Origin of the sequence: Paenibacillus sp. FSL H8-0283, assembly GCF_045040675.1 — a bacterium.
Taxonomy (GTDB): domain Bacteria; phylum Bacillota; class Bacilli; order Paenibacillales; family Paenibacillaceae; genus Paenibacillus; species Paenibacillus amylolyticus.
Genome location: NZ_CP150295.1, coordinates 6,918,444 through 6,944,717, shown reverse-complemented (window position 1 = coordinate 6,944,717; position 26,274 = coordinate 6,918,444). Strand labels below are relative to the sequence as shown.

The following is a 26,274-nucleotide window of genomic DNA, read 5'->3' as shown; positions in this document are numbered from 1 at the left end:
AATAAATGAATCATCGGAAATTGGCGATCATGCGCCTGATGGATTCCAGACAAAAGTTCACTGCCCGGGAATTGGCAGAACGGTTCGACGTATCGATTCGTACGATCCAGCGAGATCTGGATGCATTGCAGGCGCTGGGTTTCCCTTTGTACACAGAAGTTGGCGTGAACGGAGGATACCGGGTGTTGCCCAATCGGATTTTGCCACCTCTTCAACTGACACAGCAGGAGGCATTAGGGCTGTTTATGATGCTGGAATATCTACAGCAAGTACCGGATTTTCCATATGGATCAATGCGTGAGCATCTGGCTGAGCAATACTTCTCTACTTTACCCGAAGATGTACAGGATCTCATTATGCGAATGAGAGAGCATATCACCTTTGTCCAGCACCCCGGTGGGCATTCCGAGCCTTTAACAACAGTAATATTGGGTGCAGCGGTAGAAAAGAGAGAAATCGAATTTATGTATCATGCCCGCAGTGGCCCTAAAAAAGTACAGGTCTTTCCCTATGGCATCTACTATGAGCAGGGACATTGGTACATGCCAGCCCGGAATAAGGATCGTGTATTGTTGTATCGGGTGGATCGCATGCAGCAGTTGGTTGTTATGGAATCAGTGGATAAATCTGTTCCAAGTCTAAAGGCATGGCTAGCTGCCAAAGAAGATAGAGCAAGCGTAGAAGTGGTGCTGCAATTCACGGAATTTGGAGCAAGGATTGCTGCGTCAGATGTGTTGTTCAAGTCAGTTGAAGGCCATGAGTGGCGCGGACTGATTCCGCCTGAAGAGTTTTCTTTTACAGCACGAAAGTTACTCTCCTATGGGCCGGAAGTGAAGGTGGTGTCTCCGCTCGAACTGCAGCAGCAGGTTAGAGGGATGCTGGAACGGAGTTTAAGCCAGTATGGTGGGGGATAAGAGCTTTCAAACGCTGGATATTAGGGTATCAAGGAAGAGATAAGAAAGGTGTGTAGACAAATGAGCGAAGTTTGGACTAAAGACATCATCCCGACTGTATCCGATAAAGTAGTGATTGTGACAGGTTCGAACGGCGGGTTAGGGTATGAAACGGCATTAGCGTTAGCTGAAAAAGGCGCAAAGGTTATCATTGCAGTTCGTAATATGGAAAAAGGTGAAAAGGCAGCTAATAAAATAAAGTCGTCTGTGCATGTAGCTGGAGAGGTAATCGTTATGCAGCTTGACCTTAGCGATTTAGCTAGTATCCGTAAGTTCGCAGCCGCTTTTCTTGAGCAATACGATTCGTTGTCCATTCTCGTTAATAATGCAGGAATTATGAACCCTCCATTCCAGTTGACGAAAGATGGCTTTGAATTGCAGTTTGGTAGTAATCATCTAGGCCATTTTGCGCTTACGGGTCTACTATTGCCTCGATTGATCTCTACTCCGAAATCGAGAGTTGTCACTGTAAGTAGTATGGCAGCTCATAATGGTGCGATTGATTTTAATAATTTAGATGGCTCCAAAGGATATAATCCCATGAAGTTCTACAGTCAAAGCAAGCTAGCCAATCTGATGTTTGCGAGAGAGCTGCAGAATAAATTTAATTCCGCCCATATTGATTCCATGAGTATCGCCGCTCATCCAGGAATTTCGCATACCAATCTATTTTCCTTCGGTTCGGGGAAACAGACCAATATATTCATGCGCAGTCTTTTGAAAATCATTAGTCAACCGGCACATATGGGGGCATTACCTACCTTATATGCTGCAGCAGATCCGACGATCACGGGAGGGGAGTATATTGCTCCCAGTGGTATGGGCGGCACCAAGGGCTATCCCAAGAGCGCTAAGATCATCGAAAAATTATATGACGCTAACATTTCAAACAAGCTATGGAGCGTATCAGAAGAATTAACAGGGGTATATTACAGATTCAACGTGTAGATTTTGCTATTAAGGAAAGTAAACCTTATTATGGTATAGACAGTTAAAAGTTCTTCAGCACGAATAAGATTAACTGAATGGGGGGCTACCATGATTCGATTCATAAAAGGTTTCACGACCCGCTCTATGCAGAGTCCATGTGATGAACAACGGCGGTTGTTTGCATAGAGCCTGAAATCCACTTCCGCCATATCATTATAGTGCATATCCAATGCGTTCATCGTACGACTCTGCTGCCTTAAAGATTTTAACTTTTAAGGAGTGGAGCAACGTGAAATATATTAATGCGGATACAATCTTCCCGGAAGAATTACTCAAAGAAATACAGCGTCATATCTCCGGAGGCCTGATCTATATTCCAAGGCCCAAGGATGCTCATAAGAAGTGGGGCGAGAATTCGGGTGGCAGAAGGGTTGTCCAGGAGCGGAACGACGAGATCCGCCAGCTTTTTGCTGCCGGAACAACCATCGATCAGCTTGCGGACCAATACTGTTTATCCATCGATAGCATCAAGAAAATTGTGTATTGCAAAAAGGGATGAAACTATAAAAGCCATGTTCGAGCAATCGAATGTGGCTTTTTCCTGTAAGAATAAAGAATAGTTATTAAAGCTTTTTTACATATTCGAGGTTGTTAATTACGCGTACAATTCATTTGACGGTACAAGGATATGCGTTGAGAGTTCTTGAAAATAACTCCTTAAATCATCTGGTAAGGTTGGTGAATATGAATAATATGAATATAGAAGTGAAATTAACGAATAAAGACGAGGCGTATGTGATTAAAAATATGTACCCGCTATACCTTCATGATCTATCCGGACATTATGGTCTGGGTGGAGAGCATACCCCGAACGAACATGGCATTTTTGAGCCAAGTCCTGATTACAAAACGTTACAGGATCAGTATGATGTACAGAATATTTGGTGGGAAAAACCGGAGTGTCTTTATCCGTTCCTTATGATTGTGGATGGCATACCGGCAGGTTTTGCGTTCATAGCTACTCCGCCATATTGTTCACAAGGCACGAATTTCTTTGTACATGACTTCTTTCTGATGCAGCCATTTCGAGGTGTAGGCGTTGCTGAACACGCGGCATCGACGATCTTCGGCATGTTTAGAGGAAACTGGGAGTTGTTCACCAATCCATCGGAGAACAATAAGATTGGCCAATCTTTCTGGCGGAAAACAGTGAATAATTATACCAAAGGTAACTATCGGGAGATGTACGGGCAAACGTTCGATGGTTATAAATTGATTTTTCAATTCTCCAATATATAAAAAGAGAGACCGTCTCCCTTTGCGGAAAACGATCTCTCTCTACTGCCTTTTATAAACTACCGTTGAAATAGTGATACTCAGAATTTACTTCAAAACCAACACTGCGGTACAGATTCAAAGCACGTTTGTTCTCGGTAACAACGGATAAGCGAATATCTGTGTAACTTTGTTTCCTTAGGAGATCAACCAGGATGCTAAGCGCAGTGCGCCCCAGTTTCTGTCCCTGATAAGCAGGCAAGATACAGAAGTTATGAATAAATGCGGTTGTTGCATTAATGGAGTTGACCCGTACCAGCCCAACAGGCAGTTGATTCTGCCATGCAATATAGGTGACTCGGCTGGGTTCATTCGTTTGCATAAAGTACTCGCGTGTCCAGTCCTCCGAATCTCCAAAGGCTTGGGAGGAGCAAGTGACCATAAATTCCATATCCTCGGCTTCTGCCAAGGACAACGTTAGTTCAGGAGGCTCCACAACCGAAAGGACCTCATTCACAAGTTGCATCGAGTACTCCGCACGATCATAAATGGCTCCGAGGGATTGGGCAGTATGAACACCCGGAGATAATCCCTGAGGAACGCGATAACTGAGTTGGTTGATTCCCTGTGGTTGCATGTCTAGGAGGGCTCGTTTCAGTAAGTGGCGAAACACACCTTGGCGACGAAAATGCGGATGTACGATGGCATTAATATTCCCGGTTACGCCGTCGGATGGATACCAACTGAGGAGTCCTACCAAATCACCGTGGTGATAACAGAGGAGTGCATGGTCTCCGTCTTTTTTGCTAATATGGTCAAGGTCTGCCTTTAGATGGACGGAATCCAGTTGTTTACATTGTTGTTCGAGCAAAATAATAGTATCAATCTGTTCCTTGGAATCATAGATCATAGGAACGACTTGATAAGTTGACATAGCTTTCACACCTTCATTGTTGAAGGAAACACGCAGTTATTGGACCCGCAGGCGCTATCCTTCGAGAGTTGGTCCAGTTGTAATTTTGATCATCATTATTATCTCCTCCAAATCAGTTCACGTTGACTATAACACAACCTATGATGAAGATGACACCCAATGGATGTAATTCACTGGGTGTCTGTTCAGATACGCCCAATAACTGGACATTATATCCTATTGAAGGGATAATTGAGAGTAATACTGACGAGAAAGGAGTTGATCACCTCGCGTAAGTTAGCTTATGTGATGAGTACGTTGTTTCTTTCATCTGTCATGATAATGGGGTGCACCCCATCTGAGTCAGCCGAGAACGTTAAAGAGACCATTCCACCAGCGACGAATCAGCCGAGTATTGTGAGCAATCAGAAGGCGTCAGCCATAGATGAGCAGCAGGCCCTCGAAATGTCGCTGGATTATAAAACAACCGAACTGACTGTTGATTATAAGGACTATGAAGATACGTTAACTGTGGAGGGTCTGCTGGCTAGAGCAGAAGTAATCAGACCATTTTTGACAGAAAGGAATTTCGAATCCAATATAGATGCGCGATTTAACAAGATTCCTTTACGTGTAGCAGACAAAGAGAAGGCTCTGCTGCATCCTGAAAATATACAAACCAAGATCAAAGATAGCAAGAGTGACTGGATTCTGGTGGAGTACACGCTAGATCTGAAATTTACAGACGAGAACGGCAAGGAGTTCAAGTCCATTCCGCTATCGGGCGATATCACCTTTTTGCAGGATCAGGGAGAATGGCGCATTCAGGATGATACGTACAACATGAAGCCCTTCACAGAAATCATTAATAATTCACTATAATGCATGAGTCACCTGTGAATCTGGCACATACAGATTGTGCTCGAATTATCCATTGCGAATAAGATCCTTCATATCAGTATGCACTTCAAAGTGCGTACTTTTTTTGTGGTGGCTTGCCCAGCTAAGTGCGCGCCAAAAGGGTCTCATCGTGATGTTAGCTATTGACTCCTGCTAGAAATTTGCAGGGTAAATTTCCTGTAATGATGATATTATTTGGATGATCAACTTACTTATTGCGCTCTTGTAGAATGGGGTTGGGTTCATCATGAGGGAGATTCTCCGAGTCGGTTCTCGTAAGGTTTGGTTGTATATCATTGCTGCTGTTGTTGGTTTGGTTACAGGCTATGTCGTCCTCTCTTCGCCGGACTCTCCTAGACTCCAAAGTGAAGAAGGTATTCTGGATTTAACGCAGGCTCAACTTAGTACGAATCCGCAAAAACTAACAGGGAAGTGGGCGTTCTATTGGCAAGAACTGCTGTCGCCTGAGGATATGCGGGTTCGTTCGGCAAGGGAAGGAAATCAGGACCACTGGATTAACATCCCAAGCTCCTGGCTGGGCTACCCGTTAGAAGGTCAGCGGCTGAGCGGTACAGGCTATGCAACCTTTGGACTGGTCGTTCATCTAAGCGAACAGGATCGAGATGAGATGCTTGCTCTGCGGCTGCCTAGCATTTTTAATGCGTACAAATTATGGGTCAATGGCGAGCTGCTGGCAGAAGTTGGTGAGGTTGGTCAGGACAAGCACAGCATGACCCCGCAACTGGAAACAAAGCTGGTGTATTTTCAGCCTGAAAGCGACACGTTAGAGCTGGTCATGCAAGTCTCCAACTTCCAACATCATCGGGGCGGCATTACCAAGAATATCGAGCTGGGTGGCAGTAACGTACTAACGACCAAGACCAATCTGAATCTTGCCAGGGATATGTTCATCACGGCAAGTTTGCTAGTGATCGGTTTGTATAATCTGCTGTTGTTCATGCTGCGACGTAAGGATAAAGCTCCGTTATATTTTGGCCTGTTTACTGTACTGCTTGGTATTCGATCCTTGTTCAACGGCGAGCTTATCTTTACACAATGGTTGCCTCATTTTCCTTGGGAATTGCAGTTCAAGATCGAATATCTGATTCTTTGCCTCAGCGGTTATATCATCACCATGTATTTTGATTGTATTTTTCCGAATTATGTGTCGCGATGGTTTCGTCTTGGCACCCGGATCGTAACTGGTGCATTCTGTATCCTTGTAGTGGTAACCCCTGCAATTATATATACAAAATTTTTGCTGGTAATCGGTGTGATGGTAGTTCTACATATGATTTATCTGATGATCGGGCTGGTTCAGGCGGCTGTGCGACGTATGGAGGGAGCGCTGATCTTCCTGCTGGTGTCGGTGGTTACTTTGGTCACGGTTGTCAACGATTTTTTGTATTTTAACGGATGGTCGCTAGTTGGAAATACATCTCCGCTTGGCTTATTGATATTTACGATCGCGCAGCTGATTCTGCTGTCTTCGCGATCTACGAGGACGGCATCGAACGAAGAGAGAATTACACGTGAATTACAGGACGTTAATGACAAGCTGATTGAAATGAATATGAATCTGGAACAGACCGTTCAGGAGCGAACACAGGCCTTATCTACAGTGCATGATGATCTCCAAACCTCGTATGACCGACTGCTTCACTCCGAGCAAGGGAGGAAGAAGCTTCTTGCTTATATTACGCATGATCTGCGTATGCCGTTGTCCAGCATGCTTGGATATGTAGAAGCTATACAGGACAGGGTCAAGCCGGAACGCAATGAGCAATATCTGAAGTACATCCGGGAGAACACGATAAGGATTAACCGTATGATCGAGGAGTTATCCTTCTTGTCGCATTTGGAGACCGGACAGGTCTCGTACCGAATGGAGCCGATTCAGATGATTCCTTTCTTGCATGGTTTTTTTGAACAATATGAGTTGGTAGTGCGAGACGCAGGATTAGACTTCATACTGGATATCGGAGATACCGAGGATAGACGATCTATTTTGCCAGTTGTCGAGATGGATGCGAAAAGAATAGAACAGGCCTTATTTAATCTAGTATCCAACGCCATGAAGTTCACCTCCAGCGGGGGGCTGGTGCGTATTGCACTAGTTGTGGAAGTGATGAATCATGCTCGCTATGCGACCATTAGCATACAGGATTCTGGCATGGGGATTCCTCCGGATCAGCTTGAGCAAATCTTCGAACGTAATTACAGATATGATCGGCCGGGAATGGGCATAGAGGGCAGTGGACTGGGGCTTGCAATTTGCAGGGAAATCGTACAAGCGCACGGAGGCATGGTTCGAGCGGAGAGCGACGGCAAGATGGGGGCGACATTCTATGTAACGTTTCCTTGTACGGTGATTGAAGGAAAGGGGTGATGAGATGGACACGCACAAAATCATGATCGTTGATGATGATCCTCATATATGCGAGATTGTGCAGGTGTATTGTGATAGGGAGGGATTTGTCTCCACCTGCAGTCATAGCGGGTCAGAAGCGATGGAGCTGCTTACATCGTTTGAGCCGGATTTAATTATACTGGATATATTGCTGGCTAATGAAAACGGTATTGACTGGTGCAGGAATGCGCGTAATCTCACCAGTGCGCCGATTGTGTTTCTGAGCAGTCAAGAGGAAGACGAAATAAAAATTAGCGCATTATCCTATGGCGGGGACGATTATGTGACCAAACCGTTCAGTCCGGGAGTGCTCATGGCCAAGATCAAGGCTCACCTTCGCAGAGTGTCGACGGGTAGAAGGGAACAACTGCTGGAGTTACCGGGTTTGACACTGGATTTCTACACGCAGTCCGTCAACATGGGGAGCATACCTATCTCTTTATCGAAAAAAGAATTCAGTCTGCTGTCCTATATGGCACAAAACGTAAATCGTGTCGTCAGTGTTGATACGTTGTTTCAAATCATCTGGGGAATGGAAAGTCTGGAGGATACAAGAACGGTTGCTGTACATATCAGTAATTTACGCAAAAAAATTGAGTCTGACCCTGCCGACCCCGAGCGAATCATTACGGTTCGGGGGAGCGGATATATGCTGGTTTCTAACAGTACGTCACAAGCATGAATATAGCAGTAAGGGTGGTAGTCTATTATAAATGGGAAAATGGCGTTGGAGCAGTACCTGACGCTATTGGCCCATTTTTTGTTTTTTCCACTAGCTTCATAATCGACTCAAGATATTGAATTCCTCAACACCAGTCTGCGCTTCTCCATCCTCGTCAAAATGATGTGCCATCTCTCCGAAGAATTAAACGATCCAATACGCACGGATTTAAAGTTTTCTTTAGGTTTCTCAAGTAGGATAATCCATCATGATAAAATCACTGTGGTCGATATAACGACATATTTCATCAAATTGTACCTGATTATTAGCTACGAGGACGTTACATTCAAGCCGGATCAAACGATAATACGTGAAGAAATGGTTGTCTTGCTGTCCCGCATTAGTACTTGAAGAGAAGGAAGTGGCTCCGATGGCACGAGTTATATGTATCACATCAGGGAAAGGTGGAGTTGGCAAGACAACGGTCACGGCTAATCTCGGGACTGCCCTTGCCTTATCGGGGAGCAGCGTTTGCCTGATCGATGCTGATTTTGGATTGAGAAATCTGGATATTCCGCTTGGTTTGAGTAATAGGGTAAGGTATCATATTTCTGATTTTCTGACGGGTCAATGTGCTTTACATCAAGTGATCGTCAAAGATAAGCGAATCAGTACCTTGTCCTTTATCTCCTGTAGTAACGACGCGGTGCATCACGATGATCCGCAAGTTTTTGGCGAGGTTGTACAGCAAATAGCCCAGGGCTATGATTATGTGCTGATCGATTCGCCGGCAGGCATTGAAAATGGATTCTGGAATGCGGCTTTGGCAGCAGATGAGGCTATTGTCGTTACTACACCTCATCGTACATCGCTTCAGGACGCGGATCGCGTAATCGGATTATTAGAAGATATGATTCCGGCTCCGCCACAGCTCATCATTAATATGGCCGACGGACAGGAAGCCCGTTCGGCAACGGTAAAGATGCAGGATATTATCGATATTCTCAATATCGGTGTGATTGGCGTGATCCATGCCGATGTAGAAATTATACGTTCCGTACATAAGGGCATTCCGATTGCGCTTAATCCCGAGTTTGAAAGCGGGCTGCGCTTCAGGCATATCGCCCACAATGTGGCGAAGAATCAGCAGGAGCCTTTTATCTCATTGAAACCCAAGAGGCATATTAGTGTTTTTTCACTTCCTCCAAGACTGCGTTGGGGGAAGAACAGTTCGTTATAGTCGCTTCTGGTAGATGAATCGTTGAGAAGAGAATCATCTGGAATGGATTGCAGACTAGCTTAAGAATTCATGAAAAATAGTGGTGTGGGAGTTACCTTCCCTACGCCGCTATTTTTTGATGTCATTGATGTTCTCACTTGCGAGTGGTTGCTTACTTAAAGTTTTCTTTATAATTCACAAGCGCCCCTATCTCGCATGATAAAATACGGAAGAAAAAACGACATAATTTGCTGTGTCGGTGTCACAATTCGACTGTAACTGATCAGAAAGGTCGGTGAACGAATTCAATCTGTAAATTTTTTTCGCTTGATCTCCGCGTGTCGAGCGAACTGACTTGCAGGAGACCAATGATCCCGATCTGGGTCAGTGGTATCCGCTATTAGTCTGGCTTTGTTGATTAGCTTGATTAGAAACCAATTTTGGATGGTCTTAGTTTGATCTATACATAGAAGGGATGAATGAAAGTGAAGAAAGTAAGACAGGGATGGAAGGTGAGCCGGCAGATCCTAATGTGGATGCTGGTGATCAGCTTAATAGTTTCTGCCGTGCCCCTATTACCAGCGCAATCGGCAGTAGCGGCTGAACTGCCGATGCAGAAGACAAAAGTAATCACATCCACTGGATTCCAGGATGTGAGTCACACCGACTGGTTCTATGATGCAGTCGTCCATGTGCAGGAGAAGGGCATATTCAGCGGAACGAACGCGAGTAGCTTCTCTCCTAAGGGGACAATGACACGTGCCATGTATGTAACGGCACTTGGACGGATGGCCGGAGTCGATGTGGGGGCGTACTCCACTTCGAGCTTTGCCGATGTACAGGCGGGCAGCTGGTATGCGCCATATGTCGAATGGGCGGTTAAGAAGGGAATTACCGATGGCACGGGGGATCGGAAATATTCGCCGGATGCTACCGTATCTCGGGAGCAAATGGCGACGATGACGTTGCGGTATTTCGAAAGCGAACAGATCCCTTATCAGACCGAGAATCCGGTCACGACAGAGCCGGGCGATCTCTCGGATGTATCGCCTTGGGCGGCTGACGCGGTCATCAAGCTGTGGCAAGCCGGTGTGTTCACCGGGGACGAAAAGGTTAACTTCAATCCGCGTGCGCAAGCGACTCGCGCGGAAGCAGCGGTTCTCTTCATGCGCAACAACGCGGTTGTAGAGGCGTGGAAAAATCAGAATCAAAAGCCGGTGACACCGACATCGCCAGTGACACCAACACCGACATCGCCGGTGACATCAACGCCAACACCGTCACCCGGCAGTAATAGCGGTGGCGGAACGCCTGGAGACAACGAAAGTAGCCCTGGCGCCGGTTCCACTGCGTATACGCTCACGTTTGAGAGCAACGGAGGCACGGCAGTTGCTGCGCAGACGGTACGAAAAGGCCAGGTGCTAAATAATCTACCTGCTCCAACAAAAGAAGGATATATATTTCAAGGGTGGTTTGTGGATAGTGATCTTTCACTCATCTTCGCAAGTGGCACTACCTTGACTGCGGATACGAAGTTGTATGCGAAGTATACTGATAGCATAGATCGTGCCGTACAGAGCGTACCAAGCTATTCGGTACTGGATGTCGCGCCGAACTTCACCATTAAGGTGCAGGATTCATCGGGCAGTCTAACGGAATCCCAGGTCAAAGAGGGGATGAACTTCGTGGATACGGCGAATCCCGAATTCGAAGGGGTTACCGTCTCTGGCGGGAACGGAGTTTTCACGGTATCGTCAGCAGCCGAAAATGGCAAGTTCGTTGAAGGTAACACATATCAACTTACGTTGACGGATGACAGTTTGTCCTTCCAAGGCCAAGACGCGACGACAAGTATTTATGTATTTAGCGTTGCTAAACAAGAAGTCATGAATGTTCCGCTCAATCCGAACATGATCTACATTCCGTTCACGGATGTCACGGATATGGTGATAAATGGAGCAGATGTCGATTCGCCCGCGATTTCAGTCGTTACTACGACGGTAGGCGGCGAAAATGCACTCGCCGAAGTGAATGCGAGTAGTGGAACGTTCAAGTACACCGGAAGCACTGGCACGGTGATTCAAGTCGGTGATACCGTAGCCATCTATGAGGGAGTTAGTCCCAAACTGCGCACAGTCGAAACGACTGGTGAAGACGATGGTGATGTGGCCTATGTCCAGATCACGTCAGTAGATGCAAGTGTCTACACTTATGATCACGCAGATGCCAAACAAGTGTTGCTCAAGCCAGATGTGCTACCGGTGAGCGTAGAGGCAGATACGGATGGAGATCCCAGTAACCATTCCATCACGGTCGATCATACCGCGATGAACTACAGCGACGGCCTGTACGAGCCCTTTGGTTTGGATCAACTGACCACGGTCGATGTGGGAGACTTTATCGGGTTCTATGAAGGTGAATTCGCCGAAGAAGGTTCTAAGGTAACCGGTTATGGACGTATTACGTCGATTACGCCTGAGGCAGAGATGGACGTCATTACGTATACCGATGCCACCATTGAAGATATTGAAAATGTCTTCAACATCTATCAGAAGCAAGCAATTGATGGCGAAGATCTGTTTTCGAAAGAACAGATTGCACAGCTCGAAGAGCAAATTGAGCAGCAAGCGAGAGACAGCGGATTCGTCAATGAAGCCGCGGATTATCTGTCTGACATCGCCATGGAGACAAAGGAAATTCAGGAGATCAAGGCTCAGTCCTCCCTAGCGTCCGGTAAAGGGAGCCGGGTAAGTGTGGAGAAGCTGACCGTTGTTGCTTCACTCGGCACGAGGCTGAAGAATATTGACGGCCGAACCTCAGGCGTAAGCGCTACATTACAAGTGGGTGCCGATATTGTTGTCAATATCAATGAAGACAGCGATCTTGTCATTCATATGACGGGTACATTCGTGCAGGAGATGAGCCTAGACCTCGGTATCAATGGGGATATGAAAGGGCACTGGCTGAAAAAGTGGGGAATTCCTTACTGGTACAGCATTGATGATTATGTAATTACGGCGAATCTGGATGCTTATAGCTATACCGGGATGAACATCACCGCAGAGATAGCTCTTGTTGAACACGATAAGTTAAATGATGCACTGAATGACTGGGTGGGCGAGAAGAACGCAGGCAGGTTGGGAAAGGTTCAGAACATTGCGACACAGATTAAAGCGGTAATGGCGGGTGTGCAGGATACTGCCGTAGATGCGGAATCATTGAAGGAAAAGTATCAAGAGATGTTGGAGCAAGACACGGAGTGGGTTCCGTTAATCAAGAAAGAGCTTTTTGAAAAGAGCGTACGCGTGGCTTTAGGTATTGTGGAAGTCAAATTTGAAGCGGAGTTTGTGGTCAGCGCCCAGGTGAACCTGACGGTGGGGGCAGATTTCTACTATAAGATGGCCAAGCGCTACTCGGTTAGCTTGCGCGTATTGAGTTTCAGTGGTTCGAGCAATACGGTCAGCTTGCCGGGAGACGGAGATTACCAATTTACCTTCTATGTGATGGGGACGATCGGTTTACGAGCTGGTATTCATATGGAGGTCAAAGCGGGGATTGGAAGCGTCAAGTTGAATAGTATCGGGCTTGCTGTAGAACCCGGTGTGTATGTGAATCTTTGGGGCTACTTCTATTATCAATTGAAGAATATTAGCGGGGTGAAGACCACGAAGTCTTTAGGTGCCCTGTTCGTCGAGATTGGCATCTATTTGGAGGTCGAACTCGGCGCTCAATTAGGAGATGGAGCGCTCTCAGGTGGAGTGGAGCTGGTCGATGAAGAGTGGCCACTGTATACGATTGGAGAAGAACAGAACGTCTACGACTTCGCCTATCCACAGGATAAGTCGCTCAAAGTGAACATGGCGGGTTCTGCTTCATCCATCGCTGTACCGGAGTTGTGGGTCACGATGAATACCTTTGATTTGAAGACAGGCGATACGGATGAACAGGCGTATGATCGCTCGAATTTCGATATTCAGGTGGACAATCCAAACTTCAAGTATGACGCAGCAAACGGGATGATTGAAGTGGTGGACAAGAACATTCAGGTGAGTGATGGCAATCTGGTTATCACCTGGAAGGGGGCACCGGCGTCGTTCATGTCCGAGCCACTCAAGCGTACGATTCAGTTAAGCTGGCTTGCCAGAGTGGGTGACTACATCCTTCAGCTGGATCCACAGAACAGCGGAGTGACCCAGGTTGTGGCGGCTCCTTATAACGCGCCAATCAGCGTGGTCACCCCGGTATATCCAGGATACACCTTTGACGGCTGGTATACGGCCGCTTCCGGCGGCACGAAGATCACGATTCCGAACCGAATGGCTGCGGAGGATCGGAAACTGTACGCGCACTGGATTGCGAACAAGAATACGCCGTATACGGTTGAGTATTATGTGCTAGACCCGAACAGCAGAATACAGGCTCCGCCTGTGGATACTGAAAATAGGACTGGAACAACGGACACAGAGATTCGAATTAGCTCCGACAGGTTTAAGGAGCAGGGCTATGCGACCGGAACGGTAAGCGGCGTATTAATCAAGGGAGACGGCTCGACAGTCGTAAGAGTTAATTACTATCCCGAGAATCGAAAGATGACCTTCGTTGGGGGTTATGCCGGTGCGCCCCAAATCTCGCTAACGGAAGCCGTTGGCAAGAACATTGCTGCTCGTATACCTGTGCCGACAAGGCAGGGATATACGTTTGCCGGTTGGTCGCCAGAAGCTCCAAGTACAATGCCGATTGAGGATACTACGTATACAGCGAAGTGGACGGGGAGAGAGGGTACGCCTTATCAGGTCGTGTACTTGCTGCAAAATATCGGAAGTGACACCTATACGGTTGCAGATACGGAATCGTATCGTGGAGTTACGGGTACCGAGGCGAATTTGGCGGATGTCAAGCCGAGATCCTATGATGGCTTCGTGCGGGACGACAGCATTTCGGTACTGACGGATCTAATCACGAGCAACGGCAAAACGGCGTTGAAGGTATATTATAAGCGTGATGTATACCAAATGACGGTTGATTATAACGGTTCTGGGGCAACAAATAAAACGGATAATGTTCCTTTCGGAGCGACGATGCTGTTGCGTCTAGGCACTCCGACATGGCAGGGATATAGCTTTACGGGTTGGTCGCCAACGCCTCCGACCACGATGCCTGCTGAAGATGTCCAGTTTACCGCTCAGTGGGCAATTAACGACTACACTGTAAATTTCGACAGTAACGGTGGGTCCGAAGAAGTGCCGGCTCAGACTGTAGGGTTTGGCGCCACGATTAGTACGCCGACTGAACCGACGAAAGATGGTTATGTATTCGGCGGTTGGTACAGTGATAACACGTTGACGAATGCTTACGACTTCGCTGCAGCGGTGACGGCGGATCTCACACTGTATGCGAAGTGGCTGATCCCTTACACGATAAGCTTCGAGAGTAATGAAGGATCGGTAGTAGATGCCCAAACAGTGAATGAAGGCGTCAAGGCTATGGCTCCTGCCCCTCCGACGAAAGACGGCTATGTGTTTAGCGGCTGGTACAGCGATAGTGAGCTAATGAACGCCTACAATTTCACGACTATGGTGGTTACGGGAGACCTGACATTGTACGCGAAGTGGACGGTATATGTACCGATTACCTACACTGTAACTTTCGAGAGTAACGGCGGATCGTTGGTCACAGAACAGACTGTGAATGAAGGTGCCGTGGCTACTGCTCCTGGCGCTCCGATGCTGGAAGGGTATACGTTCGATGGCTGGTATAGCGATAGCGAATTGATAATACCTTATGGTTTCACGGAAGGTGTAATGGCGAATGTGATGCTGTACGCGAAGTGGACGAAGAACAGCTACACAGTGAGCTTCAACAGTAACAACGGATCATCGGTGAGCAGTCAGTCCGTGAGTGAAGGTGACACGGCAACAGTTCCTGACGCACCGACCCGTGCAGGGCATGTATTTGAAGGTTGGTATAGTGAAGCAGGTCTGAATGAAGCCTACAGCTTCACGACACCTGTGATGAATAACCTCACATTGTATGCGAAATGGACGGCTATTTACACGGTCACCTTCAACAGTAACGGCGGATCACTGGTGGCTGAACAGAATATGCAAACCGGCGGTAATGCTACGGAGCCTGCCGTACCGACGAGGGACGGTTACGTGTTTAACGGTTGGTACAGCGACGCTGGACTGAATGAAGCCTACAGCTTCACGACATCGGTGACGGGTAACCTCACGCTGTACGCGAAGTGGACATTTAACAGCCGCACGGTGGACTTTGACAGTAACGGTGGAGCAGCAGTAGGTAGTCAGACGGTGGTTACTGGCGACAAAGCTGTGGCACCTGCTGCGCTGAAGTGGGCAGGGTATCGATTTGAAGGTTGGTATAGCGATCGCGATCTGGAGAGCGCCTACGACTTCATGACGCCGGTGACGTCAAACATCACGCTGTACGCGAAGTGGACGATGACATCTTGGCTGCAAGTGGGTGACGAGCTGGAATTGAATAGCAAATCCAATATCGTCTTCGACAGTCAAGGGACGCCTTACATGGCTTATATAAAGGACAATAACGAAGTATCTGTGGTGCAATATAAGGGAGGCACGTGGCAGCCCGTTGGCAATCAAAGCGATCTTGAAAAAGCGGGAGGATTGGGGAGCTCAGCTATATCTATCGGAATAGACAGTAAGGACAAGATTTATGTTGGTTATAAGAATAGCTCAGGTAAAGTAAGCTTTAAGAATTACAATGATGAACATAAGTGGTGGAGACCATTAACTGCTTACCCTGATTTTTATTGGAATGACGGAAAGAACAGTAGAAAAGTGGATACAGTTAAAGACAGCTTCTTCATTACCTTTGATAAGGATGATAATCCTTTTCTGATGTTTAGAGGTGTTTTGGTCGGTAACGCTGCAGAACCGTCAATGCTCATGTCATGGAGTTATCATCAAGGTAGTGGATGGAAACAAGAAGCGAGACTAGAGGCATTCGCAGGTCTAAGAGCCTTCCTCGCACCATTACCAAACAACGGCATGTATTTATTTGCTCCATTCAGGTCATCTAGTATCCCTGTGGCAACAGGATATAGCTTGGCAGATGGATCATGGAAACAATTAGATCCTAAATTATATTCATATCGAATAACTCCGAATATGGATGCTGCATCTGCGCTTGATCCATCTGGCGTACCTTATATGATCTATCTTAGCAACTCCAATGGTGTTGAAATGTGGAAATATCCGCACTCGACTCCGTCAGAAGATACGACATGGGAAAAGGTGAATACTTCCGGATTCTCGGTCGGTACATCTCAAGAAGGAAGCATGGATATGGCCTTTGACAGCGAAGGAACGCCTTACGTTGCTTATCGAGATGCAGCAGACGGCAACAGGGTGACTGTGTTGAAATATGAGAACATGGATTGGAGACCGGTAGGGTCTGCCGGATTCTCCAATGATGACGCTCTGGAGCTAGATATTTTCATAGACAGCACTGACCACGTTTATGTGAGTTATAAGGAACAAGGTAAAATGAACGTGATGAAGTTTGATCCTAATTTCAAATAACTTTTATAGATCAACTGGCAGAAGAGCCTACTCCCATCGGAGTAGGCTTTTTTGCATATATTACATAACTCACTATATTTCATGCAGCGTTTGTGTCTCTGGGAAGTTATGCACACCCCATTTGCAGATTTCCTCCAGAATGGGCATTAGACTTTTATCTCGGTGGGTTAAGTAATACTCCACTTTGGGCGGGGGTTGATCGTACTTGACTCGTTTTATCACACCTTCACGTTAACCGCTTCTTCAGTTCTGAACCCTGAAAAAACGGCCTTTCCCAAGATTTAAATTGTAGGTGTAGGTGGCTAATCCTCATCTCCAATTATTTTGCTTAGAAATTGGTTCGCCCAAACGTGGCATCACTCTTCACTGTTGAGCTGCTGGATGCATTGATGGCATCGAGCTGTAACACGTAGTCATAATGACGGATGTAATATCCGGGCTGACTGTACGATTGAAGGGATACTTTGGTGCTATCAGCCCAACCAGGACTGCTTAGGAACGTAGCATCTCCCTTATAGGCGGAGGTGTCGGCATAAGCTTCAAGTACAATTTTATTGCTGGTGTTGCGCTTCAAGAAGTAGCCTGGGAAGTTGATGGACTCCAGTGAAATTCCCGTGGAGCTGGCAAGGCCTGGTACGACGCGGAACTGTGAATCCAGAACAGGAGAGACGTTGGCATCCACGCGAGCGGTGTAATTGGCATGGCGGATGTATCGATCCGGAACGTTGTGTGAACTGAACCGGCTGTAACCTGTGGCTTCAGGTGTTGCAGGGCCCAACATTTTGACCTCGTGCAGGGTTGGGGTGTACCAGTTCCCCGGATTATTCCACAAGACGGCGTTCACTATATTGATCCGTACATAACGGGCAGTGAAATGCACGGCATCCGTGGTGAAGCCATAGGTCAGATTATTGGTGCGATCCAAGGTGGAGTAATTAACTCCATCTTTGCTAATTTCAATTTTGTATTTGTAGTACCCTTCGGAACCTTTATACATAAACCAGGACGTGTCGATCTCGGTGATCGTCTTTGGTGCGCCGAAGTCCACCTGCCACCAGGCAGGCCAGCTATTGGAGGAAGCCACCCATGAAGTCTGGTAGTTGCCATCATTGACGTTGGATGCAGACGAGCCGGAGGCTGTGGAGCTGGCGGTAGCTGTTTTGCCTTGTGCATGATTGACGAGAGCAGGCGGTGTTACCGCACCCGTTACTGCGTCGATATTCCACGTTGTATACCACTCCAGTGATGCGGTTCCGTTCGAATCATTCAAGGTTAGCGGCAGCCAGATATGTTTGTGCTCTCCGAGGTTCATCGGATTCCAGCGATCCCCCATGTAGATGTAGGATGTGGTGTTGCTGCCTGTAATCGTGGCAATATCATGAATCTGCGAGCCGAAGGCAGATGGATTGCCATATGGCGTAAGCGCAGTCCATGGACCCGTCATGGAAGTTGCTGTAGCATAAGCACCCTGATTCGGATACCAGCCAGCGGCTTGGGAGGTGAAGAGGTAGTAACGGTTTCCTTTTTTCACAACAGCAGGTGCTTCACGGTAGGCGTTCTCGAACAGCCAGCCCTCGAAGGACTGTATTCCGGTGTAACTTGCATTCATTTTAAAAATAGCCATCGTATCATTGGCACCGCCATTTTTGCGTGAAGCAGTAACCAGATAACCTGTGCCATCTGTATCAACAAAGACGGTCATGTCACGGGATTCATAATTCAGCGGGCGGAAGCTGCCCTCATAGGTGAATTTGCCATTCGGGGTATTGCTTGTTGCGACCGCTACACGCCCGAGGTTGTAGTCTGTACCGTTCTCATAGTGTGCCCAGAGCACATACTGATTGGTGGAGGCGTTATAGATGACTTTGGGGCGTTCGATCTTACTGGAGGCCAGCTCGGTTGCGGAATCTTTCGTCAGGATGGCATTGCTGAAAGTCCAGTTCTTCAGATCAGTGGAGGTGTAGACGTTCACGCTGTCAAACCTGCCGCCCACCGCATGTTCACCGTACAGATAATACGTCGAGCCTACCTGCAGAATGTTGCCACTATTCGCATGGATGGGGTTGCCTGCGGTATCGAGCCAATCGGTACCGTTGGTTATTGTGACACTTGCTGCGCTTGTCCGTTCAGGATGAAGTCCAAACAGGGTGAACGTGAGTGCAAAGACCAGAAACCAGACCGCTTTCCTGTTACCCATTACATACACCTCCCGAAAGATATCAGATTAAATGTAGCGCTTTCATTTATATTGTAGTTGGGTCAGACTCTTTTTCAAGTGAACAATCCATCCATTGCTGAACAAACCTTCATTTCATCGTGGCTGAGCGGTGAGAGCGGAGGAAATGTTCCTAAATATCAAGTACGATGATGTGGAGAGGATCAGGTACACACGTTAAAATAAAGCTAGACTGAATTCACATCATGGTTGGAGGGTGGACCGTCATGAACAAGTTTATTGTAGATGAAGACCTTCAGGTGATATTGCATAATGACGAGGATGGAACGAACACTCCGATTAAGGGAGGCATTACTGCTCAGGATTTTGAAGTCATCTCTACGTATCAAAAGGGATGGTTGACCTTCGCCTATCTGCGTGATCGTCAGGGAATATGGTGGTTCAATGCTCGCAAGAACAAGGCGAGTTTGTTCAGCAAGGATACGGAAGCTTTCCGTGTGATCGATGAAGATTACTGCTGCGACTCACAGTACGTATATCTGGAAGATCAGGTCGTGCCTGACTCCGATCCGGAAAGCTTTCGGCTATTGCCGGATACGCCCTACTTTGCTCAGGACCAACATTATTTATATGTGAAGAGCAACACGCATTTTCATCTATTTGAGGATATAGATACGAATGCTGTAATTGCTCATCATGACTATTGCACCGATAAAGACCATTTGTTCCATATGTCCAGTTCTCTTCGCTATGCAAATGGGGAAAAGGATGAGGTGAGGGCATGGCTGCAAGAACATCATCCCGACGTACCTGGCTGGTGGCATGATCATTATGCCCACAGTGCAGAAGGTGCTACGCTGCTCAAAGGCAATTGGGTTGAGACGCAGTCGTCCATTTTTTATAGAACAGAATGGGGCGATACGTATCGTCGAGAAGCGAAAGGTGTATTCAACCTTGTTCGTGGAGCAGACGGGTCTACCTTTGAACCGTTGGACGAGCAGTTTGCACGGGACCGGGAACGTGTTTATTTTCAGTGGCGTACTGTAAAAGGAGCAAACCCGGATACGTTCCAGTCACTAGGTGGACCCTTTGGTCGTGATGGCAAACATGTGTATTACAATGGTTACCGTGTGGATGGAGCTGACGCTCAGCATTTTGAAGCTTATGCCGGGACGGAGCATCTTGGACTTTCCAAGGATCAGCAACATGTGTATCGTGCCGAGGTTGTTCGGACAAGTCAGCCCTTCGGTCATCCGGACGATGTGCTTCAGATCATTAAGGGGGGAGACGCAGCGACTTTTGAGTTAATAACGCCTTCCGGCAGTTGGGCGGTGGATGCCAATCGTGTGTATCTATGGGGTAAACCAAATAAACATATGGATCGAGTCAGCTTTACACATCTATTTGATGCGGATCCCCAGAGTTGGGCCACGGATCAGAATGGTCTGTATAATGCCAATGGAAACCGCACGGTAAAGGGTATGAGCGGTAGTACATTTGTCATGCTGAATCAATATTGGGGTAAAGATGAGCGTGTGGTGTTCAGCTTTGTGACGGGTGGGGTTTATAAGTCGGGAGATGCAGCGACGTTTATGGTTACGGATGATATCGGGGGCGCCGAAGATGCGCTATTTCGGTATACGGTGGAAGGCGGTACAGTGCGGAAAAAGAAGAGGTAATGAAAAAAGGGATGGTAGACTTAGAAAAGAGTCCACTATCCCTGTTTGAATTTCTAGTTATTTGACCGTGTTTAGCAAACTATTTATGACCTTTGCGAACCTTAAGCTGCATCTTTTTGATCGTTATGTTTTGCATGAGCTCCAGTACGAGAGGGCCTTTGCCGTTCAGGATCTCTACATCCGTTACATTGTCCTGAATGGTAATGATCCCGATGTCTTCTGCGGTTACCCCTTCGAGCTTGGCGATGGTACCTACAAAGTCAACGGCACGAAGTTTCTTCTTCTTGCCTCCGTTGAAGTTCAGCTTCATGATCTGTTGGTTCAGCTGTTCACGCTTGTCTTTTTTGCGTTCAGGCACAATCTTCAATCGTTTCTCAAAATCTTCTCTGCGGCGATCTACAGCTTCTTCAGAAGGTGCTTTTACAACAGGGATTTCGAATCCAATATAGGATTCAATCTCGGCGAGACGTCTGCCATCTTTCGGTGTAATCAACGTAATGGCTTTACCTGTTTTGCCTGCGCGACCCGTACGGCCTGTACGGTGAACATATCCCTCTTTTTCCAAAGGAATATCGTAGTTGATGACATGGGTAATATTCGTGATATCAATACCACGTGCGGCTACATCCGTCGCGATCAGATAGCGGAATTGTCCGCGTCGGAATGCGTTCATTACTTCGATCCGCTCATCCTGCTCCATACCACCATGGATACGATCTGCTGGGTAGTCAAGATCAGCCATAACCCGGAACAGTTTATCCACATTCTCCTGCGTACGGCAGAACACAATGCAGCTATCCGGATTTTCCACAATGAACAAGTCTTGAAGCAGTGCGGTTTTGTTCACCTCGGGTACGTTAATCACAGCATGTTCAATCGTGGCTGTTGTCAGTCCACTTGCCTTGATCTCGATCTCTACCGGTTTGTTCATGTATTTGCGTGACAGCTTGGCTACATCTTCAGGGAATGTAGCGGAGAACAACATCGTTACTCGCTCCTGCGGCAGTTTCTGAATGATGGACTGTACCGTCTCAATAAAGCCCATATTCAGCATCTCATCGGCTTCGTCAATGACGAGATACGCGATCCGTTCGAGTGGTAGCGTGCCTCGTTCGATATGATCCAGTACCCGACCTGGTGTACCAACAGCCACGTGGGTTCTTTGTTTTAACTCTGCTTTTTGGATATGAAAAGGGGACTGTCCGTATAGTGCGGTTGCTTTAATACGCTTAAAGCGGCCGATATTCGTAATATCTTCGTTAACCTGCAAAGCCAGTTCCCGGGTTGGTGTAAGAATCAAAGCCTGTGGCTTATTCTCATTCCAATCCACCAGCTCACAGAGCGGAATGCCGTAAGCAGCTGTTTTACCACTACCTGTCTGTGATTTGACCACAAGATCCTGATTCTCTAGTGCTACCGGAATAACTTTGGTTTGAACCTCGGTTGGTGTCTCATAGCCCAGACTGTCCAGTGCTTTTACGATCTCTTCACCAAGTCCATAATCTTTAAATTGTTGCTCGCTCATCGTTTACCTCTTTTGCGTTAGTTTTTGTACAATTATTGCACCGTACATTTATCGTATACCTCTTCATTATACTCTATATGCAGGCAGGCTAACGGAGTAAATGCTTCAAGTGTGTAAATTGTTTTCATCATTTCCGATTTTAGTAGCAACCACCCGTTGCTGTTCGTATGTGTATCATAACGTTCCACGTGAAACGAAATGTATCGGCGTATATGCTTGGTGTTAATGAATGACCATCTTCACAGCCGTGGTTTGGGGAGGGTAAGATTGATTGATAAATCCACCGATCCACACTTCTGCACTTCGACCAACGAGTGTCTCATCCAAAGAGACGGTGACAATCTCTTCTTCGATGATGAGTTCGGCGTCCTTGCTGAGCGAGACCCAAATCGGTCCAGAATCAACACCGCCATCTTCTTTATTCTCGATGAGTACCTGACCTCTTTCTTCCTCAAAATCCGTAATAATTCCTCGTACATGTGGCTTCTCTTTCCCTTGTTCCTCGGATTTATCTGCGCATCCGAGCGTTAGCAGAAGCAAGATAAACGGGAATACGAATAATCTTCGTAAAATGGACATCGAGTTGCTCACCTCCTTTTTAATACATCTATAAGTATGGACGGTCTTAGAGACATCAAAGTTCCTTTACATCAATGGAATAAAGAACAAAAATCACTCCATTGAGGCTGGAACTGGAAAATGGGATATGGTAGCATATGGGTACCCGTAAAAAAGCTATAGGATAATCAATCGTATATTACACGTATGTCGCTAGTCATGAAAGAATTTTTATAATAGTGGTACTTTTATATACTACGTATTACCCGGCCGGAGCGAGTACAACCGAAATTTTAATGGACTGCACAGACATGGATGTCTGTGTTTTATTTTTTTATCAGGAAAAGGGGGATAAGATATGCCGCGAGTCAAGATGACATGTTGGTTGTTAAGTATCGTACTGGCTCTGGTCAGCCTATCCGGGTGCTCGTCCCCTTTTTACGAATCGTTTAATGCCGCAGGGAGCAGGTTATCCTCTGATCGAATGAATGAACTCCGCAAGGAATATCCGCTATCCACTGGCGTCCCCGCGACGATTAACATGAGAGAAGTTAGCTTCAATGAGGTCATGGCGTTTGGGGATGGGATCGTTGTGGCGGAGGTCGTGAAGGTGTTGCCGAGTTTTCGTGTGGAGCTATCGACTAAACCCGGTACGCCTGAACGAAAGGTGGCTGATAAGGATAGGGCTAATGGAATCACATCCTACCAACCTGAATTCATCTCTTATCAGGTGAAGGTAAATGAAGTAGTAACAGGAGATGATGTACCCGAGGATACTTTTTTATTTTACAACGCTGACTTCGCAGGTGTGGAGCCTGAACTTAAACCAGGTATGAAGATTATCGCTGTAGTCAAAAAGGGGACGACCGGAGAACAGCAGGGAGGATATTCATTCACTCGCTACGGCACGTACTATATTGTCGATGATGACTACGTACTTGCCGCCTACGAGGGGGAATCGGAGGAATTGCGTGATTTTATGGAACAAACGAATGGCATCCAGCTGGACGCTTTTATGGATAAAATCAAGAACCAACCACAAGGCTAAATGACTTCATTCCCCTAGAGCAGTAGAGGAAGGGCCATACGCATAACCATTCGTTTAACATAACAAAGGGCGATCCCGACCATGATATTCATGGGAGAATCGCCCTTTTTCTTTTTCGTTAAGCGTGGTGCGTCACGATTGTATCTATTTCAAAATACTTACATATTTCCCATATACAAATGCTACACGTCCATCCAGCTTCACTTTTACCCAGCCATACTTGTCTGTACTGATCACCTCAAGCAGGGTGCCCTTTGGTACCGCAGCAACGACCTTCGCTTTGGATGAAGCGCCAGTGCGTACGTTCAGGTAAGACGCTGTAACCTTGGCTTGTTTGCCTTTGGTGACAGTTCCTGGTTTACCCGTGCTTGGTGTGGATGGTTTACCAGGTTTCGACGTGCCTGGAGTTGGTGTTGGTTTTGGTACTGTTGGCGTTGTCGGCTTCTCAGGTGTAGGAGTAGTTGCTCCCTCACCACTACCTACTGCTTTGCGAGCCTTGTTCAGCTGTTGATAGAATGCTCCCTTGTTTTTCACGCCTGCGAATTGTGTTGCACTCACATCTGCTTTGGCAGATAGTGTATCAATCTCTTCTTGAGTCACCGCATCCAAAATGTTAATGGAGGCAATGTTGGTGTACTTGCCATCTTCCGTTGTTGGCACAGACATGATGCCATCGTTAACTAACTCCACCACATCTGCACGTTCCGGTGCAGTCAGGTCTACGCCGGTGATTTTCCAGTTGCGTTGAATCTTCGGTTCGTAGACACCTTCCATGACATCTTTCAGATAGGCGATGGACAGGTTGCGAATCGTACCTTGAATCTCACCAAATGCCGAGGCGTCCTTGGAGGACCAGAGTTGCTTGAACTTACGCCCTTCCATGGCGCCACCTTTGGCAATCAGCGCTTCCATCCGGTAGGCATTCATACCGAGCTTCAGCGTATCGTCTTCTTTGACAACTGATCCATTGCTGTACTTGAGATTTGTAATCCGACTACCGTATGGCTTGGTCAGGTCAATCTCATATGTTACGCCGCCGAAGAAATCATCGGTGCTGTATTTGGAAGCACGTCGTTTCGGATCAAAGCTGACGGTCACATCACCCGGGCGTGTGGAGTTGAAGTACCCCGCAGACCACTCCATATAATCCATTAGATCGCGTCCGGTTACTTCATATACGGTCACTTCACCAAAGGTGTATTGGTAGTTGAATGCAATATCCTTTTTCTTGATCGGGCCTACATCCAGCTTGGCTTTGTCGTTATCAATCTGATGCGCGACCACATCGGCATCACTGTAATGCAACATCACTTCGGTGAAAAAATCAGACAAAGGTGTTTCCTGGATCTGCACCGCAGGTATACCCTTAATCTCATCAGCAGGGACCAGGTTCGTTCCTTTCAGTTCAGCCACTTCAATGTTGGCATCGGCACGAGCGAACTCGTGGAATGGGTGCAAAGTCTCTTCCAGCGCAGGATCGGAGACTTCATACGTTCCGTCTGCTGCTTTTACAGCGAGTGCTTGAGCTTCTTTGCTTTTCAGCACAACTTTGTCGCCGTCTTTTTCAAATGTCAGATCGATTCGTGAAATATGTGAGCCATATTTATTCGGTTCGGAGATCAATACGCCGTTAACCGTTTGGGATTCAATCAAAGTATGCATGTGTCCGGCAAAAATGGCAGCCAGCTCCGGGTTGGCATTGGCGATATCCGTCACTCCGGTTCCCGGATTACCGTTCTCGTTGTCCAATCCCATATGCATGAGTCCAACCATGACATCGACTTTGCCTTTCAGCTCAGCAATAGCCTTCTTGGTCTCTTCCACAGGATCTTTGACGATGATGCCGTCCAGGTGATCCGTACCTTTTTCAAATTCGGTAATCATAGGTGTGTTCATTCCGATAACACCCACTTTGATTCCGTCTTTCTCGATAATCGTATAGGCAGGCATGTAGCGGTCGCCGTTTTCTTTGAAAATATTACCCACGAGAGGCTGTCCATTGAATTGGGAAGAGATTTTCTCCAGTACGTCCAGTCCAAAGTTAAACTCATGGTTACCCATAACCCATGCGTCATATTTCATTTCGTTCATTGCAACCATCATGGGAGATTGAGGTTGATCATTAAACAACTCAGCCGAGTTATCCTGAATCATGTCTCCTGCATCCAGCAGGATCGTATTGGGATTCTCCGCACGGACTTTTTTCACAATGGTGTAGAGCTGTGTCATGCTACCGGTTGGGTTTGGACCGTCCAGAGCATAGTCCCACGGCATGAATCGACCATGTATATCCGATGTACCCAGCAACGTAATCTTGGTCTCCTTGTCTGCCTCAGTAGCCTGAACCGGAGTGGAAGCAAAAGGGGCGAACAAAATGGAGGCACATAAGAGGAAAGATAAAGGCCATCCGGCGAAATGTTTCGTTGAAATTTTGCGCATGTTGTAATCTCCCTTGTTATCTA

Annotated in this window: 17 protein-coding genes; 11 read left to right on the top strand and 6 right to left on the bottom strand. The window is 46.9% G+C overall.

Annotated elements, in window-relative coordinates; genetic code table 11:
- Positions 1-5: 5 nt before the first annotated feature.
- The 4 genes from MHI52_RS30465 (at position 6) to MHI52_RS30450 (ending at position 3,182) form a co-directional block, all read left to right on the top strand.
- A complete protein-coding gene (locus MHI52_RS30465; protein ID WP_036671788.1) occupies positions 6-914 on the top strand; it encodes a YafY family protein in 909 nt (302 codons plus the stop codon).
- 60 nt (positions 915-974) lie between these two features.
- Entirely contained in the window at positions 975-1,901 is a 927-nt protein-coding gene (locus MHI52_RS30460) for an oxidoreductase (protein ID WP_405158191.1), read from the top strand.
- A gap of 271 nt (positions 1,902-2,172) precedes the next feature.
- Complete coding sequence (locus MHI52_RS30455) at positions 2,173-2,442, top strand: CD3324 family protein (protein WP_076252047.1); 270 nt, start codon at positions 2,173-2,175, stop codon at positions 2,440-2,442.
- A 185-nt stretch (positions 2,443-2,627) separates the two neighbouring features.
- Entirely contained in the window at positions 2,628-3,182 is a 555-nt protein-coding gene (locus tag MHI52_RS30450; RefSeq protein WP_339284849.1) for a hypothetical protein, read from the top strand.
- Positions 3,183-3,231: 49 nt separating this feature from the next.
- Here MHI52_RS30450 and MHI52_RS30445 read toward each other — a convergent pair whose 3' ends face one another.
- Positions 3,232-4,092: a GNAT family N-acetyltransferase gene (locus MHI52_RS30445; protein ID WP_405158190.1), complete on the bottom strand. Its 861-nt coding sequence runs from the start codon at positions 4,090-4,092 to the stop codon at positions 3,232-3,234.
- A gap of 288 nt (positions 4,093-4,380) precedes the next feature.
- On the opposite strand from MHI52_RS30445, the gene MHI52_RS30440 reads away from it, so the two are divergent.
- From MHI52_RS30440 to MHI52_RS30420, 5 genes are all read left to right on the top strand, one after another.
- Complete coding sequence (locus MHI52_RS30440) at positions 4,381-4,953, top strand: hypothetical protein (RefSeq protein WP_340983875.1); 573 nt, start codon at positions 4,381-4,383, stop codon at positions 4,951-4,953.
- A 265-nt stretch (positions 4,954-5,218) separates the two neighbouring features.
- Entirely contained in the window at positions 5,219-7,360 is a 2,142-nt protein-coding gene (locus MHI52_RS30435) for an ATP-binding protein (protein WP_405158189.1), read from the top strand.
- Positions 7,361-7,364: 4 nt separating this feature from the next.
- Positions 7,365-8,063 (top strand): response regulator transcription factor, encoded by a 699-nt coding sequence (locus tag MHI52_RS30430; RefSeq protein WP_036611725.1) that lies wholly within the window; start codon positions 7,365-7,367, stop codon positions 8,061-8,063.
- Between the two features lie 409 nt (positions 8,064-8,472).
- Entirely contained in the window at positions 8,473-9,282 is an 810-nt protein-coding gene (gene minD / locus MHI52_RS30425; protein WP_036611723.1) for a septum site-determining protein MinD, read from the top strand.
- Between the two features lie 464 nt (positions 9,283-9,746).
- Positions 9,747-16,826, top strand: a complete 7,080-nt coding sequence (locus tag MHI52_RS30420) for an InlB B-repeat-containing protein (RefSeq protein ID WP_405158188.1) — start codon at positions 9,747-9,749, stop codon at positions 16,824-16,826.
- A 72-nt stretch (positions 16,827-16,898) separates the two neighbouring features.
- On the opposite strand, the gene MHI52_RS30415 is transcribed toward MHI52_RS30420, so the two are convergent.
- Together MHI52_RS30415 and MHI52_RS30410 are read right to left on the bottom strand one after the other, a co-directional pair.
- Entirely contained in the window at positions 16,899-17,048 is a 150-nt protein-coding gene (locus tag MHI52_RS30415; RefSeq protein ID WP_127550199.1) for a helix-turn-helix domain-containing protein, read from the bottom strand.
- 106 nt (positions 17,049-17,154) lie between these two features.
- Entirely contained in the window at positions 17,155-19,023 is a 1,869-nt protein-coding gene (locus MHI52_RS30410) for an AbfB domain-containing protein (RefSeq protein WP_340983879.1), read from the bottom strand.
- Between the two features lie 245 nt (positions 19,024-19,268).
- On the opposite strand from MHI52_RS30410, the gene MHI52_RS30405 reads away from it, so the two are divergent.
- Positions 19,269-20,681 (top strand): DKNYY domain-containing protein, encoded by a 1,413-nt coding sequence (locus tag MHI52_RS30405; RefSeq protein WP_340983880.1) that lies wholly within the window; start codon positions 19,269-19,271, stop codon positions 20,679-20,681.
- Positions 20,682-20,760: 79 nt separating this feature from the next.
- On the opposite strand, the gene MHI52_RS30400 is transcribed toward MHI52_RS30405, so the two are convergent.
- Both MHI52_RS30400 and MHI52_RS30395 read right to left on the bottom strand, forming a co-directional pair.
- Entirely contained in the window at positions 20,761-22,206 is a 1,446-nt protein-coding gene (locus tag MHI52_RS30400) for a DEAD/DEAH box helicase (protein ID WP_127550206.1), read from the bottom strand.
- Positions 22,207-22,428: 222 nt separating this feature from the next.
- Positions 22,429-22,785, bottom strand: a complete 357-nt coding sequence (locus MHI52_RS30395) for a hypothetical protein (protein WP_340983881.1) — start codon at positions 22,783-22,785, stop codon at positions 22,429-22,431.
- Positions 22,786-23,122: 337 nt separating this feature from the next.
- Between MHI52_RS30395 and MHI52_RS30390 the strand changes: the two genes are divergently transcribed.
- A complete protein-coding gene (locus MHI52_RS30390) occupies positions 23,123-23,812 on the top strand; it encodes a hypothetical protein (RefSeq protein WP_340983882.1) in 690 nt (229 codons plus the stop codon).
- Positions 23,813-23,956: 144 nt separating this feature from the next.
- Here the strand turns inward: MHI52_RS30390 and MHI52_RS30385 are convergent, their stop codons facing one another.
- The gene (locus MHI52_RS30385; protein ID WP_340983883.1) at positions 23,957-26,251 is read right to left on the bottom strand and encodes a 5'-nucleotidase C-terminal domain-containing protein; all 2,295 of its coding nucleotides are present in this window, start codon (positions 26,249-26,251) and stop codon (positions 23,957-23,959) included.
- Positions 26,252-26,274 lie beyond the last annotated feature (23 nt).

Coding starts and splice junctions, on each gene's coding strand:
- MHI52_RS30465 (WP_036671788.1), top strand. CDS start 6: ATGAATCATCGGAAATTGGCGATCATGCGCCTGATGGATTCCAGACAA.
- MHI52_RS30460 (WP_405158191.1), top strand. CDS start 975: ATGAGCGAAGTTTGGACTAAAGACATCATCCCGACTGTATCCGATAAA.
- MHI52_RS30450 (WP_339284849.1), top strand. CDS start 2,628: ATGAATAATATGAATATAGAAGTGAAATTAACGAATAAAGACGAGGCG.
- MHI52_RS30445 (WP_405158190.1), bottom strand. CDS start 4,092: ATGTCAACTTATCAAGTCGTTCCTATGATCTATGATTCCAAGGAACAG.
- MHI52_RS30440 (WP_340983875.1), top strand. CDS start 4,381: ATGAGTACGTTGTTTCTTTCATCTGTCATGATAATGGGGTGCACCCCA.
- MHI52_RS30435 (WP_405158189.1), top strand. CDS start 5,219: ATGAGGGAGATTCTCCGAGTCGGTTCTCGTAAGGTTTGGTTGTATATC.
- MHI52_RS30430 (WP_036611725.1), top strand. CDS start 7,365: ATGGACACGCACAAAATCATGATCGTTGATGATGATCCTCATATATGC.
- minD (WP_036611723.1), top strand. CDS start 8,473: ATGGCACGAGTTATATGTATCACATCAGGGAAAGGTGGAGTTGGCAAG.
- MHI52_RS30410 (WP_340983879.1), bottom strand. CDS start 19,023: ATGGGTAACAGGAAAGCGGTCTGGTTTCTGGTCTTTGCACTCACGTTC.
- MHI52_RS30405 (WP_340983880.1), top strand. CDS start 19,269: ATGAACAAGTTTATTGTAGATGAAGACCTTCAGGTGATATTGCATAAT.
- MHI52_RS30400 (WP_127550206.1), bottom strand. CDS start 22,206: ATGAGCGAGCAACAATTTAAAGATTATGGACTTGGTGAAGAGATCGTA.
- MHI52_RS30395 (WP_340983881.1), bottom strand. CDS start 22,785: ATGTCCATTTTACGAAGATTATTCGTATTCCCGTTTATCTTGCTTCTG.
- MHI52_RS30390 (WP_340983882.1), top strand. CDS start 23,123: ATGCCGCGAGTCAAGATGACATGTTGGTTGTTAAGTATCGTACTGGCT.
- MHI52_RS30385 (WP_340983883.1), bottom strand. CDS start 26,251: ATGCGCAAAATTTCAACGAAACATTTCGCCGGATGGCCTTTATCTTTC.